Origin of the sequence: Hymenobacter sp. BT18 (genome assembly GCF_012273015.1) — a bacterium.
Lineage (GTDB): Bacteria > Bacteroidota > Bacteroidia > Cytophagales > Hymenobacteraceae > Hymenobacter > Hymenobacter lutimineralis.
Map to the genome: position 1 here is coordinate 3,316,292 of NZ_CP050954.1, position 16,728 is coordinate 3,333,019.

Annotated in this window: 9 protein-coding genes and 1 other RNA gene; 9 read left to right on the top strand and 1 reads right to left on the bottom strand. The window is 62.0% G+C overall.

Going from position 1 to position 16,728, the window contains the following annotated elements; translation table 11 throughout:
* Positions 1-15 precede the first annotated feature (15 nt).
* From HER32_RS14230 to HER32_RS14270, 9 genes are all read left to right on the top strand, one after another.
* Positions 16-561: a DUF6252 family protein gene (locus HER32_RS14230; protein ID WP_149072185.1), complete on the top strand. Its 546-nt coding sequence runs from the start codon at positions 16-18 to the stop codon at positions 559-561.
* 36 nt (positions 562-597) lie between these two features.
* Complete coding sequence (locus HER32_RS14235) at positions 598-2,343, top strand: hypothetical protein (RefSeq protein WP_168682343.1); 1,746 nt, start codon at positions 598-600, stop codon at positions 2,341-2,343.
* Positions 2,344-2,371: 28 nt separating this feature from the next.
* On the top strand, positions 2,372-8,419 hold the full coding sequence (locus tag HER32_RS14240; protein WP_168682344.1) for a carboxypeptidase regulatory-like domain-containing protein: 6,048 nt from the start codon (positions 2,372-2,374) through the stop codon (positions 8,417-8,419).
* Between the two features lie 101 nt (positions 8,420-8,520).
* Positions 8,521-10,575: a hypothetical protein gene (locus HER32_RS14245; RefSeq protein WP_168682345.1), complete on the top strand. Its 2,055-nt coding sequence runs from the start codon at positions 8,521-8,523 to the stop codon at positions 10,573-10,575.
* A 43-nt stretch (positions 10,576-10,618) separates the two neighbouring features.
* Positions 10,619-11,149 carry a hypothetical protein gene (locus tag HER32_RS14250; RefSeq protein WP_168682346.1) on the top strand — a complete coding sequence of 177 codons (531 nt, stop codon included), beginning with the start codon at positions 10,619-10,621 and terminating at the stop codon, positions 11,147-11,149.
* A gap of 35 nt (positions 11,150-11,184) precedes the next feature.
* Positions 11,185-12,258 (top strand): OmpA family protein, encoded by a 1,074-nt coding sequence (locus HER32_RS14255; RefSeq protein ID WP_168682347.1) that lies wholly within the window; start codon positions 11,185-11,187, stop codon positions 12,256-12,258.
* Positions 12,259-12,452: 194 nt separating this feature from the next.
* Complete coding sequence (locus HER32_RS14260) at positions 12,453-14,630, top strand: prolyl oligopeptidase family serine peptidase (RefSeq protein ID WP_197748840.1); 2,178 nt, start codon at positions 12,453-12,455, stop codon at positions 14,628-14,630.
* 317 nt (positions 14,631-14,947) lie between these two features.
* Positions 14,948-15,319, top strand: a transfer-messenger RNA (tmRNA) gene (gene ssrA / locus HER32_RS14265).
* A 215-nt stretch (positions 15,320-15,534) separates the two neighbouring features.
* A complete protein-coding gene (locus HER32_RS14270) occupies positions 15,535-15,894 on the top strand; it encodes a hypothetical protein (protein WP_168682348.1) in 360 nt (119 codons plus the stop codon).
* 1 nt (position 15,895) lies between these two features.
* On the opposite strand, the gene HER32_RS14275 is transcribed toward HER32_RS14270, so the two are convergent.
* Positions 15,896-16,477 (bottom strand): RNA polymerase sigma factor, encoded by a 582-nt coding sequence (locus HER32_RS14275; protein ID WP_168682349.1) that lies wholly within the window; start codon positions 16,475-16,477, stop codon positions 15,896-15,898.
* Positions 16,478-16,728 lie beyond the last annotated feature (251 nt).

The following is a 16,728-nucleotide window of genomic DNA, read 5'->3' on the forward strand; positions in this document are numbered from 1 at the left end:
TACCACCCCACAGCTATGAAAACGACTTCCTTTCTGTTCCGGCCGCTGCTGCTGGCTTGTTCCTTCTTGTTACTTTCCGGCTGCGGCAAAGATGATGAGGAAGATGCCGCACCCGACTCCGACGGCACGGTAACCTGGACGCGCAACGGCAAAACCATTACCAGCACCATCTATTCCGGGGCCTTCTACGACGACAATATGTACGTGAAGGATGTGATGAAAATTTCGGCCTCCCAGAATATCAACGAAGAAACCCTGAGCTTGGCAATTGATGGGCTGGATGCCAAAGGTGTGGGTACCTACGAGCTGAAGAAAAGCTCCGCGCAGGATGATGGTTCGGTAGGGGCCATTGTGGTAGGCAACGGCCAGACTGGCGCTCTATACAACACGCTTAGTGCCAGCGGCAGCGTGAATGGTACCATCAAAGTGACGGCCTACGATAAGGCCACGCAGAAGCTGGAAGGTACGTTCAGCTTCACGGCCGGGGCTGTGCCCTTCGGTAACGGCACCGGTACCCAAACCATTACCAACGGCACCTTCAGCTTCCACCGCTTCCGGTAGGCCGCGCCGCTTTTCACCCGCCATTCCACTACTGCTATGAAAACTTGGAAGCCCGCCGGTTGGTGCGGGGTAGGGGGAGCTTTACTCGGCCTGAGCGCGCTGCTGGCCGCACCGGCCGCCGCGCAGGATATAGCCACGCTCGATCAGCAGAAGCCCGTTACGCTCTCGGGCACGCTGGATGTGCGCGGCATTTTCTACCAGGCCCAGGACATTGAAGCCCGGCGCAAGCCATTTTCCTACGTGCTGGCCGGGTCGCCCACGCTGAGCATCTATGGCATTGCCGTGCCCGTGAGCTTTGTGCTGAGCGAACAGGACCGCCGGTTTCGCCAGCCCTTCAACCAGTTTGGCCTAAGCCCCACCTACAAGTGGGTGACAGTACACGCTGGGTACCGCAACCTCACGTTTTCGCCCTTTACCCTGGCCGGGCACACCGTGCTGGGTGGGGGCGTGGAGCTGAACCCCGGCAAGCTGCGTTTTGCCAGCATGGTGGGCCGCTTCAGCCGGGCCACCAGCGTCGACCCCGTGAGTGGCTCCCTGATGCCGTTTTCGTTTTCGCGCAAGGGCTACGCCGGCAAGCTGGGCTTCGGCACCGAGAAGTCCTTCATCGACCTGAGCTTGGTACGGGCCCGCGACGACAGCAGCAGCGTGAGCCGCGAAACCCGGCAGCTGGCCGAAACCACCGGGGCTGCCAACAACCGGGTGTTGCCCGCCGCCAACCTGGTGCTGGGCCTAAGTGGCCGCCTCACCATCAAAAAAGACTGGCTATTGGAAGCCGACGGTGGCCTCAGCTTTTTCACCCGCGACGTGGGCAGCTCCCTAGGCGTAGAAGAAGCCCTGCCGAAAGCCTTGCGCCAGCCGCTCAGCAAGCTCATTGCCGTGAATGGCTCCACCGAAGCCTACACCGCCTGGCAGGCCGCGGCCGGCTACCAGCACAACGGCAACGGCCTGAAAGTGCGCTACCGCCGGGTGTCGCCGGGGTTCCAGAGCATGGGCGCCTACTATTTCCAGGACGACGTGCAGAACCTGACGCTGGTGCCCACGCTCACGCTCTGGCAGCAGAAGCTGCGCCTCACGGGCAGCGTGGGCATTCAGCAAGACAACCTACGCGAGCAAAAGCAGCTCACCAGCCGCCGCCTGATTGGTTCCCTGAACGCCTCCGCCGAGTTTACCGAGCGGCTGGGCCTGGACGTGAGTTACACCAACTACACCACCGACCAGCAGCCCGGGGCCGTGCAGGTGGCCGACACGTTTCGGCTAACCCAAACCCAGCAAAGCCTGAGCGTAGCCCCGCGCTACACCTATACCGGCGAAACCTGGGGCCACACCGTGCTGCTGAGCGCCGACCGCGCCATTCTGCGCGACCAGAGCCCTGATGAGCTGGGCAAGCTGGGCGAGTTTACGTCCTACAATGCCTTTCTCAGCTACCAGCTCACGTGGGTGCCGCGCCGCTTTTCGGTGGGCGCCACCTACAACTACACCCAGCTCAAGCTAGCCACCGGCGACGACGGCAACCATGGCCTCCAGCTCAACGCCGACCAGGCTTTTGGGCAAGACGCGCGGGTGCGCCTGGGCGTGCGGGGCTCCCTGCTGCGCAGCCTCCGCGCCGACCAACCCAGCCGCTTGGTAGGCGGGGGGCTACGGGCCTCCTGGCGCGTGAGCCGTCACCACACCTTCCGCACCGATGTAGCCTTCACGGGCCATTATCCCACCGGCGACGAAACCACCCAAAACCGCCGCTACAGCGAAACGCGCGGGGAAATTGGCTATGCCTTCACGCTTTGAATCCTCTCTTACCTTCTCTCTTGCTGCTATGAAAACAACTCGTACTACGGGCCGCTGGTGGTGGCTACTACCGCTGCTGGCGCTGCTGAGTGGACCGCGGGCCTGGGCCCAGTCGGGCACGGAGGTGCGCGTGACGGTGCTGGCCCTGCCACCCTACTCCACGCATTTGTCGGACTACGTGGACCAGCCCAACCGCCTCGTCGTCACGCTCACGAACACCACGCGCCAGCCCCTGCAGCTGCAGCTGGCGGGCACGCTCACCGGCGACAATGGCGTGCAGGCCCGCACCCGCGACCAGGTGCGCTCGGCCCGGCCCCTGGAGCTGGCCGCCCTGCAAACCCGCCGCCTCGATCAGGACGAGCTGGGCCGCCTCTTCGACGAAAACCAGCTGACGTATTCGGGCATCACCCTGCCGCAGATGGTGCGCGGCAACGGCCTGCCCGAAGGCACCTACACCATCTGCGTACGCGCCCTCGACTACAGCACCCTGCGCCCCTTGTCGGCTGAAAACCCGCTGGGCTGCAGCAAGTCATTTCTGCTGCGCAGCCTGGAACCGCCCCAACTCGTGCGCCCCACCCCCGACGAGGTCGTAAAAACCCGCAGCCCCCAGAACATCCTTTTCACCTGGACGCGACCGGCCGGCGCGGCGGCTACCACTGAGTACGAGGTACGCATTGTGGAGCTGTCGGACAACCGCCGCAACCCCAACGATGCCTTCCTGGCTGGCACCACGCCCCCGCTGTTTGAGCGCACTGTGCTGGGCGTAACCACGCTGCTCTACGGCCCCGGCGAGCCGGCCCTGATTCCAGGCCGCCGCTACGCCTACGCCGTTACGGCCCGCGACCCGCAGGGCCGCGCCGCCTTCCGCAACAACGGCCGCTCCGAGGTAGGTACCTTCGTGTACGGCGAAACCAGTACGCCCCCCAAGAGCAACAGCCCCGTAGTCACCGCCAAGCCGCCCAAGAACACCAGTAAGCCCATTTCGGAGATCAAAACCGACCTGAAAATGCCCGCGGTGCAGATTCGGGGACGGGTGCTGTGGGCTTTCCGCAAAAGCGAGGAAGGCGGCGTGTCGTTTTCCTCGGTGCCCGCGCCGGGCGTAGAAATGCAGGGCGCGGCCTATGCGGCCATGCTCGACCCCACCAGTGGCAGCGCCGGCAGTGCGGCTATTCTCGGGGCGATGCAGGCCGGCAAAACTGGGGGCAGCAGCCAGGGCAGTGCCGCCGCGCCTTCGGCCAGCCAGAACCCCACCGGCACCTATAACACCAACACAACCACCACAGGACCACTGGTGAGCGTGATGCAAGGCAGTACCAGCGGCAAGGCGGGCACCGACCTCGGCAGCACCACCGTAGTAAATGGCGGCGGCGTATTCAACGGCGTGCTGGTTGGCAATGGCACCTACAACAACGGCGCGGGCAAATCCAGCAAGCCCGGCGACATTGGCCCTATTCAGGAGTACGGCGCCGCCCCGGAGTTTAAGCTCACGCCGTTGCTGGGCTCCGGCCGGTTTCCGCTGAGCTTTACCAAAGTGCGGCTCGTGTACCGCTACCACCGCATCAGCAAGGGCCAGGTAGGCTGGAACGACCCCATGCTGAACCCCGAGCGGGAGGAAGTGCTGGGCCACGGTACCACCGACGACCAGGGCAACTTCAGCATCGGGGTGGTGTCGCCTACCCCCTTCGACGACCCGGCAGCTCAGCCTCCCGGCACCAAAGCCTACATCAAATGGCTGGTGGATGGAAAGCCCGAGGAAATTGGCTACCTGCACGTGGAAGTGGTTAACCCCCGGTTTTTCTCCGAGCCGGCTGCGTATTCCCTGAAAACGGCCGCCGATGGTGGCTATGACCTGGGCGAAGGCGTGTGTATGGCCAACACCTACCGCCTCAAGATAAAGGTGATGCAGTCGGCCACCAAGGAAGCTACCGGGCCCGTGCAGGTGCAGGTGCTGCGCCTGAGCAACTGGTACGACCCCAAAGCCCGCACCTACGCCCGCCAGGAAGGCCAGTTGCCCGCCGACAACCGGCCCACCGTCGTGTTCGATAACCCCAACAGCGCCACCCAGGGTCAGTGCACCGTCGTAACGCAAGCGGCTACGGCCGACAAGGACCTTATTCGCCTGTTTCCGAACCTGGAAGGCGCGGCCGATAAATACCTCATCACCCTCAAAGTCGACGGCTACAGTGACTACACCACTTCGGTAGCTGTGCAGCCGGGTACCCAAGACTACGAGGAAGGCGTTGTCACCGTCACCAAAACCTACACGCTCAACAGCAACCCGCCCCAGGTGCGCGGCCGCGTGGTGCGCCAGCACGACAGCTCACCCATTGCCGGGGCCAACATCCGCCTGGCCCGTTCCACGCCCGGCAGCGGCAAAGTCTACACCACCCAAACTGATGCGCAGGGTCGCTTCTCTATCACGACTGTCGGCATAAGCTCCATACCCATGACGCTGGAAGTGCTGCCCGGCGCGGAAGTGGGGAAAGGCTGGAAAGAAGAAAACCTCAAGCTCAGCAAAACCGGTCCGGCCGGCATCATCACCCGCGACCCTATCCCCGTGGATGTGACCCTGCACCCGGTGATGGGCGCGGTAAACAGCAGTGAAGGCGGCCCCGTGGCCCAGGCCAGTATGCGCTGGAGCACGGGTGGTCAGCCCTGGCAAACCGACGAATACGGCCGCTTCCTGACGACCCACCAAGCTGGTTCCGATACACTCATTATCAGCCGACTAGGCTTCCAGGAACTGCGCAAGCTGGTGATGGTAAACAGCTCCAGCTCCTTTTTCAACATCGAAACGCCCAAGGAAATGCAGGGTGCGGCCAAGCAGCTAAGCAACGCCCTGGACGGCGCCTCCAGCCTGCAGGTAGCCGGTGCCCCGCCGTTTCAATTGCCGGGAGCTGGCAACCCCTCTTCCGCAGGCAACAACGCTGGAACCGGAAGCAAGCCGGGCTACCAGGTGAGCTTAGGCAGCGCCAATACGTATGCCGGGGGCCTGTTTTCCGACAAAGACGCGCTGACGGGCTACCTAGGCGGACTCGGGGTGAGTGCCAATACCCCTCTGGGCGCTGGCCAGGACCTGGGCCAGTTTACGTTAACCAAGCTGGTGGGCCGCCTGCGCGTAACGGTGCTCGACTCGGCCAGCGGCCAGCCTTTGGCAGGGGCGCTGGTCACCTTTGCGGGCGCAGAGCCTGCCCTGGAGCAAACCACGGGCTCGGATGGGCAGACGTATTTCGCCAAAGCCCCTGGCGGGCCGGTGAGCTTGCGCGTGAGCGGCCCGGCCAAAGGCCCGGTGGCTTACGTGCCTGCCCTGCAGGACCTGACGGTGGCCGTGGATGGTACTACTACGCTGCTTATCGTGAAACTAGCGCCCGGCACTCGTGTGCAAGGAACTGTGCGCGCCGGCACCCTAGCCGTGGCTGGGGCCACCGTGCGGGTACAGGGCCGCCCCGAGCTGACGGTGCAGACTTCGGCCACCGGCCAGTACGAGCTGGTGGGCGTGCCCAAAGGCAGCTGGACGCTCGACGCCACCAAGTCGGGGCTGGTGGGCCAGAGCCAGACCAAAAAGTTTGCGCCCGGCGCTACTAGCACGGTTGACTTCACGCTCACCAGCGCGGGCTTTGCCATCGACAAGCTGCTGGGCTTTCCCATTGAAGTCAAAACCCTCACGCTGGGTAACGATACGCTCCTGACCGGGGCTTTCGTGAATTTGCCCGGCAACACCGCTTTTGGGGTGGCCGCTGGTACGCGCCTGGAGTTTGCCAACGTGCCTATTCACGTAGGGAAAACCGGCCTGCCGCGCCCCAAAGGCAAGGACTTTGTGCTGACGGACGCCACCGAGCTGGCGCTGAAAGCCTTCAAATACCTGCCCGTGCTGGTGGTCGAGCCCACGGGCCTGAAGGTGCAGATGCAAGCCGGCAACCCCGCCAAGGGGCAGCTGGCGGGCATGGTGGTACCTAACTTCGGCTCCCTGGGCTCGGCGCTGGGCTGGACCTGGCAGGACGGCGTGAAGCTGTTTCTGAGTGAAGCCAATGGGTCCGGCCAGGTGCCGCCGCTGATGGTCTTGACCTCGGACGGCACCGTGCCCTACACAAACGGCCTCAAAATCCGGAGCACCGCGAAATCAGTGGGCATGGAGTTGTACGGCTTCGGGGCTACTGTGGACCTGACGAAAAGCAGCATAGCCACCGACGGCCTGCACCTGACGGGCAGCGTAGATTTGAAAAGCGTGCCAGGCCTGGGCTCAGCCGCCATTCAGGTGTCGCAGCTGTGGATAGGCACCGATGGCAGCATCAAAACGGCCAAGCTGGGTTTCTCGCCGCCGGTGGCCGTGTCCATCGGTGGGTTTGGCTTCACGCTCACGGGCGGCGGCCTCACCGAGCAGGGCTTCAGCCTGAATGGCAACGTGAAAGTGACGGTACCCGGCTCGGAAGCCACGAATATCAGCTTCGCCGATCTGGCCATCGGACCCAAGCAGTTCTACGGGGGCAAGTTTGCCCTGCCCGAGGTAGGACTGGATGTGTTTGGGCTGGCCCGGTTCAAGCCCGTGAAGAGCAGCCCGCTGGCCTTTGGCAAGCTGGCTGAGGGGCCTTCTTTCTTCAGCGGGGGCGCGCAAACCACGCTGGGGCTGATCAACAAGACGGTTACCATCGAATCGTTCACAGTACGCTCCGATGGCAAGTTCTCGGCCCAGGTGCCCGCCGACTACAAGTTGACCTTCCTGGACATGGCTGAGCTCAACATCACGGGCGTTAAGTTCAATACCATTGGCACCTTGGGCATTGATGTGCTGGGCGACCTGCGCCTGCAGCTGCCTATGGTGCAGGCCGAGGTAAGCAACATAAAGTACCGCCAGGGGGAAGCGCCCAAGTTCGATGCGAGCCTGCACGTTCCCATTGGGGTAGGAACGCTGGGCGGCGGCATCAGCTTCAAGGACAATGGTTTTAAGGGCGACCTGGGCCTGAAGGTCATCAGCGTGCTGGACGTGCAGACGGACTTCGCCTACGCCAAAGTAAACGGGGCCGTGGAGTTCGATGCCAAAATTAAGACCAGCACGCCGCCTATTCCCGTGGGCCCGGGCCTGGCTCTGATGGGTATTTCGGGCGGCATCGGCTTCAGTGGCGGGGCCTTGAAAAAAGTGTCGGTAGGAGGGACGGTGAGCTTCGTGGGGGTAGAGGCTGGCCTGGCTTTGAAGCCGATTGAGGTAACGGTAGAGCCCGGCCCGGTGGTAACCGGCACGGCCAGCCTGACGGTGCTCGACAAGGCTATATCCGATGCTAAGCTGGTGCTCGATTTCCCCAACTCCTTAGCCTCAGTAGAGATTCTCATCAACTACGACCCTATACCCGTGGTCAGCTCGGCCACGGCCGGCGGCAAAATCGTGGTCAGCGGCAAGGCCAACGACACCTACTGGGCCCTGGGCATGTACGCCCACTCCAGCCTGCTGGGGCTGCTGGATGCCAACACCAACATTCTGGCGGCCCAGAATATGAACGTGGCCGCTCACCCCGAGATGAACGAGTACGCCTACTTCATCGACAAAAACTACCTCTCGGGTGGCACTACGGTGAACGGGGCCCACCTACTTGGGACTTCGCACTTCGGGCGCAGCAAGGAGAATCCCTGGTCGGTTTCTTTCCTGGAAGTAACGGGCAAGGCCTGGCTCTACAATGATGGAGAAATGGCCCTCAACGCCAACTTCAAGGACAACGCCTACAGCCTGCGCATTGCGGCGGCCTGGGGCGGGGGCGCCGACCTGAGCGTGGCTGGCTACACGCTGGGCAGCGTGGACATTGGGGCCAAATACGCCGTGAGCGGGGGCTACAACCCAACCCAGGGCTGGAACTTCGATGGCGAAGCCGAGGCCCACCTCATTGCCTCCTTTGGGGATTGTACCAATGACTGTGCCACCAAAATCTGCTGGGAAGCCGGCTGCGTCGACCCCTGCTACTACGCCACCCTGGGCTGGAAGTCCTGTGAAGTATGCACCATCCCCACCGGGGCCAAAGTATGCGTGCATCCCAACATACACGTCACCTACACCTCCAACGACGGGGTAGATGCCTATCTCAAGTTTTGAGTTGCCAATTCACGAAGCAACTGAGAGCATAAGACCGTCATGCTGAGCGGAGTCGAAGCATCTCTGACAAAACGCAACCGGATACTGACCACTGACTTTTTATGAAACGCTTAACCCTACTGCTCTTGTTGACGCTGCTTGCTGCGGTGGTCAGCGCCCAAGCTCCGGCCCCCAAAAATGCCGAGCTACCTGCGCACCCCTCGCCAGAAGGCGTGTGGGTGGTGCTGGCCAAAAACCGCCCCGAGCCCGGCCCCGGAACGCTACTCGGCGCCCGCCTGCTGCGCGCCGCGGCTGGCTCCAACGACTTTCGGGAAGTAGCCGTGCTGCGGGCGGCCACATCCCTGGCTGAGCTCCGGGAGCTGGCCGGGCAGGCTACCATTGACGCGCTGCGCGCCGGCTTGCGCTTGCCCTCCGACGAGGCGGTATGGACCTTCGTGGAAAGTCATCCTAACCTCGACAGCTACGGCGTGCATGGCCTGAGTATGAACCTGCGTCGGGCCCTGGGAACGGTGATGCTCGATGCCTCGGCGACCCAGGCTGCGCCCGGCACGCGCTATATATACCGCTTAGCTCCGGCCGCGGGCTTTAAACCAGAAAAGGCCGCCGTGGCGGCCATCAAGCCCCTGGAGAAAACCGTGGAAATAGGCCGCCGCAGCAACCTGCCGCGCCCCCGCGCCCGCCGTAGCCTCGGCCGCGACTCCTCGGTGGTGGTGCGCTGGGCTGCCCGCGTGCAGCCCGGGGCTAGCACCGTATTTGGGCGCGTGTACCGCCAGGGGCCGGGGGAACGGAACTTTGCCCTGCTGCTCGGCCGCCTGTTGGTGCGCCAGGTGCGCGACTCTGCTTTTTTCGTGCTGGAACAGCGGGTAGAGCCCGAGGCCATGTACCGCTACTACCTCGAGCCCCTGGACTTTGTGGGCAACCCCGGCCCAGCCTCCGACACGGCCTATGTACTGTCGGTGACGTCTGGGCGCATGCCGCTGGTGCAGCGCGCCACGGCCCACGATACCACAACGGGCATTGTACTGCGCTGGCCCGCTCTGCCGCGCAAGGCGTATCTGGCGGGCATCGAAATTCAACGCTCCCGCGACGCCCGCGGCAACTACGTGCGCCTCGACACCATTCCGGCCATGGCCACTAGCTACCTCGATACCCGCCTGCTGCCCAACATTGGCTACCACTACCGCCTGCGGGCTTTGCTGCCGAAAGGTATTCCCACGCCCGGCACGGCCTCGGCCACGGCCTTTGCCAGTCACCAGCCCGGAACAATGGCCGCGCTATTGGCACCCGTGGCTCTCACGGCCGAGCCGGAAGGGGAGGGGGTGCGCCTGCGCTGGCAGCCCGCCGCCCCCGACCTCACCCACGATGCCTACTATGTGTACCGCGGCACCTCGGCCCAGGACTCCCTGGTGGTGGTGTCGCCGCCGCTGCGGGGCAACGTGCTGACGTTTCTGGATACCACTGCCCGCAACGGCCGCCGCGAGTACGTGTACGCCGTGCGCGACGCCAACCAGAACATGCAGCTGAGTCCCTTCTCAGCTTTGGCGGCGGCCCGCCCCAACCGCGCCATGCCAGTGACGGCCCCGCTGGGGGTAAGTGCCTACGCCGCGGGCTCGGCCGTGCAGCTCACCTGGGATGATGCCCGCCGCGACCCCGCCGTGGTAGCGTACCGCCTGTACCGCCGCGCAGCTTCGGCTACTGCGGCCACCAGCCCGGCGCGGGCTTCGGATTTCACGCGGCTGGCCACGGATTTGGTTTCCCCAGCTTATATCGATGCGTCGGTGAAGCCCGGCCAAACCTACCAGTACGCTGTGGCCGCCGTGGATGCCCAGGGTACGGAAAGCACCTTGTCGCCGGTAATGGTGGTGCGCGTGACGGGTGCTCCGCTGGTGCCGCCCGGTCAGCTGGTGGCTCGCCCGGTGGCTACAGGTCTTGAGGTAAGCTGGAGCCGGCCGACCGTGGCCCCGGCCAAAGGCTACGCCCTATACCGCCGTCAGCGCGACCAGCCCACGGCCCAGCGCGTGGCTACCCTCACGGCCGCTCAAACACGCTACCTCGACCAGACTGCCAAGCCCGGCACGCTCTACATCTACTCCCTCAGCGCCCTCACGCCCACGGCCGAGTCGGCCCGGACGCCCGAAATCAGCGCCCGGCGCTAAGCCTTTCACCTCAACTTTTCACTCGCTTATTTTCTCTTCTCTTATGAAAACCTTCCGCCATTACCTCGTGCTGATTGGCTTGCTGCTGACGGTGGCTGCCTGCAAAAAGGACAAAGACAACGAGCCTTCCCGCACGGACATGCTGACCAGCAAAGGCTGGCAGTTGAATGACATGAACATGCGTGTTAACGGCGTGACGGGCACCTACACGGTGCCTGCCGATGAACAGTATACCTACCGCTTCACGTCGGACGGCAAGGGCACTATGGAGGAAGCCGACGGTACCAAAGAAAACCTGACGTGGTCGTGGAAGAACAACGAGGAAGTGCTGCGCGTGACCAGCAGCGGCGACACCTACGATTTCCAAGTGTTCACGCTCTCTAAGTCCAGCCTATCGGTAGGTTTCCAGCTCAACCAGCAGCAGATCAAGAATGATGCAAGTGCGGGTGGGGGTACTTTGCTCTATTTCGCGCTCCTCTACCAGGCCTTCATCTTCCCGCCCAATGCCCCCAAGCTTAATGATATCAACACGCTGACGGATCTGCAGCTACAGCTCAACTACCAGGCGAAGTAGTACAGATTCACCGGCCAGTTATCCTACGTAGTACCATGAAGTATTCTTTCCTCACTCAAATGGGCGTGCTGGCAGCGGGCTTGCTGGGAGCCTGCTCCGGCCCCGACAAGCCCGCCGACCAACCCACCACCAAGCCCGCCGCCATCGTCACTACCACCCAGGCCAAACCCGAGGCTGCACCAGCCCCGCCGCCCGCCGCCCCGGCCGATACGGCGGCTGCCGGCTTCGACATCAGCCAGGTGCCGGTGGCGAATCCCAAGCTCGGTGGCTTTCCCTACTTCAGCCTGCTCGATGGCTACCAGAAAGGTGACCCAAAAGGCAACATGATATCCACGTCGGCTAAGGACTACCTCAAGGATGTGGCTTTCGACCGCTACGAATTCTTCGATGGCACCAAGCTGATTCCGGTGGACGGCCGCCTCATGACCACCAAAGCCGTTGGGGACGGTGCCTCATTTTATCAGGTGCAGAAAACATACGAGAAGCTGGTGCATGACCTGGGCGGCGTAACTGTGTGGGAGGGCAACATGGAGGAGTTCCAAAACCGCAAGCTGCAGATGCAGGAAAAGCGCCACCGGGGCAACTACAGCATCTGGAGCGCCGAAAAAGCCGGGGTGTACGTGGTGCGCACCCCCGACCGCGAAATCTGGGTGGAAGTGTATGAGCCCTACGAAAACAAAAACGGCTACTGGCTGACGGTGGTGGAACGCAAGGCCCTGCCGATGACGGCCAAGCTGATGCCCGCCGAGGAAATGAAGAAGGCCCTGGACGCCAACGGCCACGTGGCCGTGTACCTCAACTTCGACACCAACCAGGCCACCCTGCGCCCCGACGCGGCCCAGGGCATCGGGGAAATCGTGAAGCTGCTGCAGCAGGACCCCACCCTGCGCCTCACCGTGGAAGGCCACACCGATAACACCGGCGCTTTTACCCGCAACCAGCAGCTCTCGGAGCAGCGGGCGGGCACGGTAGTAGCGGCCCTCACCGCCCAGGGCATTGCGGCCGAGCGGCTACAGCCCAAGGGCCTGGGCCAAACCAAGCCCCTAGCCGACAATAGCACCGAGGAAGGCAAAGCCAAAAACCGCCGGGTGGAGCTGGTGAAGCGCTAGCCCCCGGTAAAATCTCGTGGAATAAGACCTGAGCGCAACAGTTTGCGACCTGCGTGAAAGCGAGGGGTAAAGGAATAGCGTTTCTTTAGGTGGTTGATAAATAGTAAATTAACCTATTCGGCGGCGGGGGTAGGCATAGTAGCCAATGCGCCGGCCAAGTGGTAGCAGCGTTTCACTTTCTTTCCTTTCTGCGCATGAAAACAACGTTCCCGTTTCTCGCTCTTCTGCTGGCAGCCCCGGCGGCCATGGCCCAGTCGGGGCTGCCGGCGGCTCCGGCTAAGTCCGCTTCCGATACCTACTTCGGAGTGAAGGTGGAAGACCCCTACCGCAACCTCGAAAACCTGCAGGACTCGGCCGTGGCTTCTTGGATGAAAGCCCAGAGCGAGTACGCCCGCCGCACCCTCAACGCCATTCCAGGTCGCCAGCAGCTGCTCGACCAGATGGTGGCCATGGACCAGCGCAAGGCTGCCCGCGTGACGGACATCCGCGTGACCGACAACGGCCGCTACTTCTACTTTAAGTCGCGCCCCCAGGACCAGCAGCCCAAGCTCTACTGCCGCGACGGGTATCAGGGGCAGGAGGTGTTGCTCTTCGATCCGGAGAGCTACGAGAAAGGCAAGGTGTTCAACATCAACGGTTTTTCGCCCAGCGACGACGGCTCGAAGGTGTCGTTCGGCCTCAGCGAGAAAGGCGCTGAGCTGGGCCGTACGCTCATCATGGAGGTGAAAACCAAGAAGCTCTACCCCGAGCAGCTCCAGCTCAACCGAGGCAGCGGCCAGTGGCTGCCCGACAACCAGAGCCTGACGTACACGCCCTACAACAACGGTGACCTGAAGGACATGGCTGCCCGTCAGAAAACCCAGTGTGTGCTGCACCGCGTGGGCACCCCCCAAAGCCAGGACAAGCCCATCTTCTCCACCCAGCTCTACCCCAAGCTCGACATCAAGCCCAGCGACTATCCGTACGCCGGCATTGACCGGGACGCGAAGCTGGCGTATGGCTTCCTGTATTCCGTGGACCGCTACCTTAAGGCCTACTACGCGCCGGCAGCGGCCCTTGCCAAACCCAATGTGCCCTGGCAGCCCCTGTTCCGGCCTGCCGACGAAGCCACCAATTTTGTGACGGATGAGCAGTATATCTACTTCGTGACTTCCAAGAACACGCCCCGCCAGAAGATTATGCGCATGCCCGCGGCCAAGCCCAATGTAGCCGCGGCTGAGGTACTGGTGCCCGAAGCCGCCGACGAAGCCATCCTGGATGAGCAGCTGAAAACCACCAAGGACGGACTGTATTTCGTGCGCAGCCGCAACGGGGTGGAGGCCAAGCTCTACTTTGTGCCCAAGGGCAGCAAAACCGTTCAGGAGCTAAAGCTGCCCCAGTCGGCGGGCCGCTTGGAGCTGGCCGGCAAAAACCTGCAGTCCCCGGAGCTGTGGGTGACCATGGGCGGCTGGACGGCCGACCGTAAGCGGTACCGCTACGACGTGGCCAGCCGCCGCTTTGTGCCGGAGGCGCTGTCGTCGGAAGCCCAGTACCCGGAGTTTACCGATCTGGTGGTAGAGGAAATCATGGTGCCTTCCCACGACGGGGTGCAGGTGCCGCTGTCCATTATCTATAAGAAGGGCCTGAAGCGCGACGGTGCGGCGCCCACGCTCATGGTTGGCTACGGGGCCTATTCCATGTCGATGGAGCCCACGTTTATGCCGCCGTTCCTGCTCTGGGCCCAGCAAGGCGGCATTCTGGCCGTGCCCCACGTGCGCGGGGGCGGAGAGTTGGGCGAGGCCTGGCACAAAGCCGGGCAGAAAACCACCAAGCCCAACACTTGGAAGGATTTGATTGCCAGCGCCGAGTACCTCACCAAAAACAACTACACCGCGCCCGGCAAAATTGCCATCAACGGCGGTAGCGCCGGCGGTATACTCATTGGCCGGGCCATGACGGAGCGCCCCGACTTGTTTGCCGCGGCTATTCCAGAAGTAGGCTGCCTGAACGCCGTGCGCATGGAAAACTCCCCGAATGGCCCCGTGAACACGCCTGAGTTTGGCACCATGGCCAAGGAAGATGAAGCCAAGGCCCTGCTGGAAATGGACGCTTACCACCACCTCAAGCCTGGCACCCAGTACCCGGCCACGCTCGTCACGGCGGGCTTCAACGACCCGCGCGTCATTGCCTGGCAGCCAGCCAAGTTTGCGGCCCGCCTGCAGGCCAGCCAAGTCGGGGGCAAGCCCGTCCTGTTCTTCACCGACTACGAAGCCGGCCACGGCATGGGCGACTCTCGCCTTAAACAGTTTGAAAGCATTGCCGACCTGATGAGCTTCGGCCTGTGGCAAACCGGCTCGCCCGGCTTCCAGCCCACGGCTACGGCTGTGAAGTAAAAGGCGATGCCTGCTAAACCCAGTGGATAATAACGAATGAAACGTCATTTGACTATATTAGGCCGTCATGCTGAGCGGAGTCGAAGCATCTCTACTGCGTCGCCTGTAACGATTCAGACGAAGCGGTAGAGATGCTTCGACAAGCTCAGCATGACGTTCTGGATAGCTTAGATCAATACTTGGTCGGATAAAAAACGGCTGGGCAACGCTCGGTTAGAGACGCTGCGCCGGAACAATTTTGCCCGCCAGCAACGTTTATTCCCCGATGTGCGTACCTTCGCACCCCGCCTTTCGGGTGGGTTCGTTCTTTCTAATCTGGGGCTGACTGGAATTGACAGCTCGTGCAAGTCGCGAGTAAGCGTGTCGGGAGTTGGATGAATCTCCCGCCAAAAAATCTTCCAACCAACAAACGGCGACTACTCGTACGCCATGGCTGCCTAGTCTAGGTACTAAGCACTAGCCATCATCCCGCGTCCGTCTTCCTTTTCACGGACGAGTTCGGGGTGTCGAAAGCATAAGGATAGTTTGGGCGGCGCTGCGACGCCCAGGCGAAACTCAAGCAGATAAGGGTAGCCTATAGGCCTGATGTGCGCCTCGGCTGCTTCGAACAAATTAAGCATAGCTACACACGTAGAAAGCTCGACGCCTTCCTTGTCTGGACCAGGGTTCGAATCCCTGCAGCTCCACAATTTACCCCGTTTCCGGCTTGGAAATGGGGTTTTTTGTTTTCGGGGGTACATGCAGGGGTACTAATCTTTTTTATCCGGCCGATTTTGTATCTTCGTCAGGCCAACCCGGAATAGTTGCCAGCTTGCCCAGGAAAGCCAAAGGCCCGCCCTCATCGACTGATGAAGCGGGCCTTTTTTTCGCTATGTTCGGCCTATACTACTTAGCCCTTTTATCCATGAAGAAAATACTACTCGCTGCCCTTTTCTCAGTAGCCACTTTGGCCGCCGCCCAGGCCCAGACGCCGGCGCCCGCCGCCCCATCTGTAGCCCGCACGGAAGAATACTGTATGATGATGGCCACCCAAAAGCTGATGAGCACCAAAGTGATTATCACGATGGACTACGGCCAGGAGCGGAAGTTCTTCAGTGATGCCCGGTACAAAGACGCCGAGGGGAAAGTTCAGGCCTTCAACTCAGTTATTGATGCCCTAAACTACATGAATGGCCAGGGCTGGGAGTTCGTTAACGCCTACGTGATTACGGTCGGCGGCCAGAACGTTTACCACTACGTGTTGCGCCGGCGGATTACCGCTTAGGCTACACGGTGTCCAGCAGCGGCTGCAGGAACTGCTGCAGGTGCTGCCGAATATTTGCAACACACCGCACCACGGCCCCGCGGCCCCTGTTCACCATCTCACCAACTTCTCTGGTAGAATAGCCTTCGCTGGCAAGCCGAAAAACTACCCTTTCAGGCATGGTGAAACGCTTAGCCATTTCCTGGGCGGCCAGCTGCCCCAGGGCGTGGTTTGTATTTTGGCTCTCCTGCTCTCTGACCTCCATCTGCCCAAAGTAGGCAACGCCGGGGTGTTCCTGCTCTTCCTCTCCTTGGCGGGGGCCGCTGATTAGAATAGAGGCCTGCCGGCCAGCAGCCCGCGTTTGGTCAACGTGCACGTTGCGGATAATGGCCAGCAGCCGCAGCTTTACGGGACCCTTAGGGGCTCCGCGCCGCTGCACGCCTTCGTGTAGCCGTAGGATAGCCTCCTGCATTAGTTCGTTGGCCTCTTCACTGTCGCCGCCGGTTAGTTTGTGGGCATAGCGCAGCAGCTGCGGACGCAGAGTTACGGCTTCCTGCAAACAGGCTGACGCCTGCTCTTCGTACTGTTCGGGGGTGGATATCATAGTAAGAGAAAGCTACCTAATCAGCACCCCGAAAAATGGATTATGTGCAAATTAGATAGCTCTTACTTTTCTCACATCAAGGCCGCCGTTTCGGGCTTCTCTTTGTTCGGGGCTCGTTTTCGGATGTCTCCGATACGGCACAGGTAGCGAATGGCATCTTGTGTAAGCCCTAACTCCCGGGCCGCCTCCGCCCGGGTATAAACTTGGTAGTTCGCTTTCAGCCAAAGCACGTGCTTGCGTAGGTGCCGCAC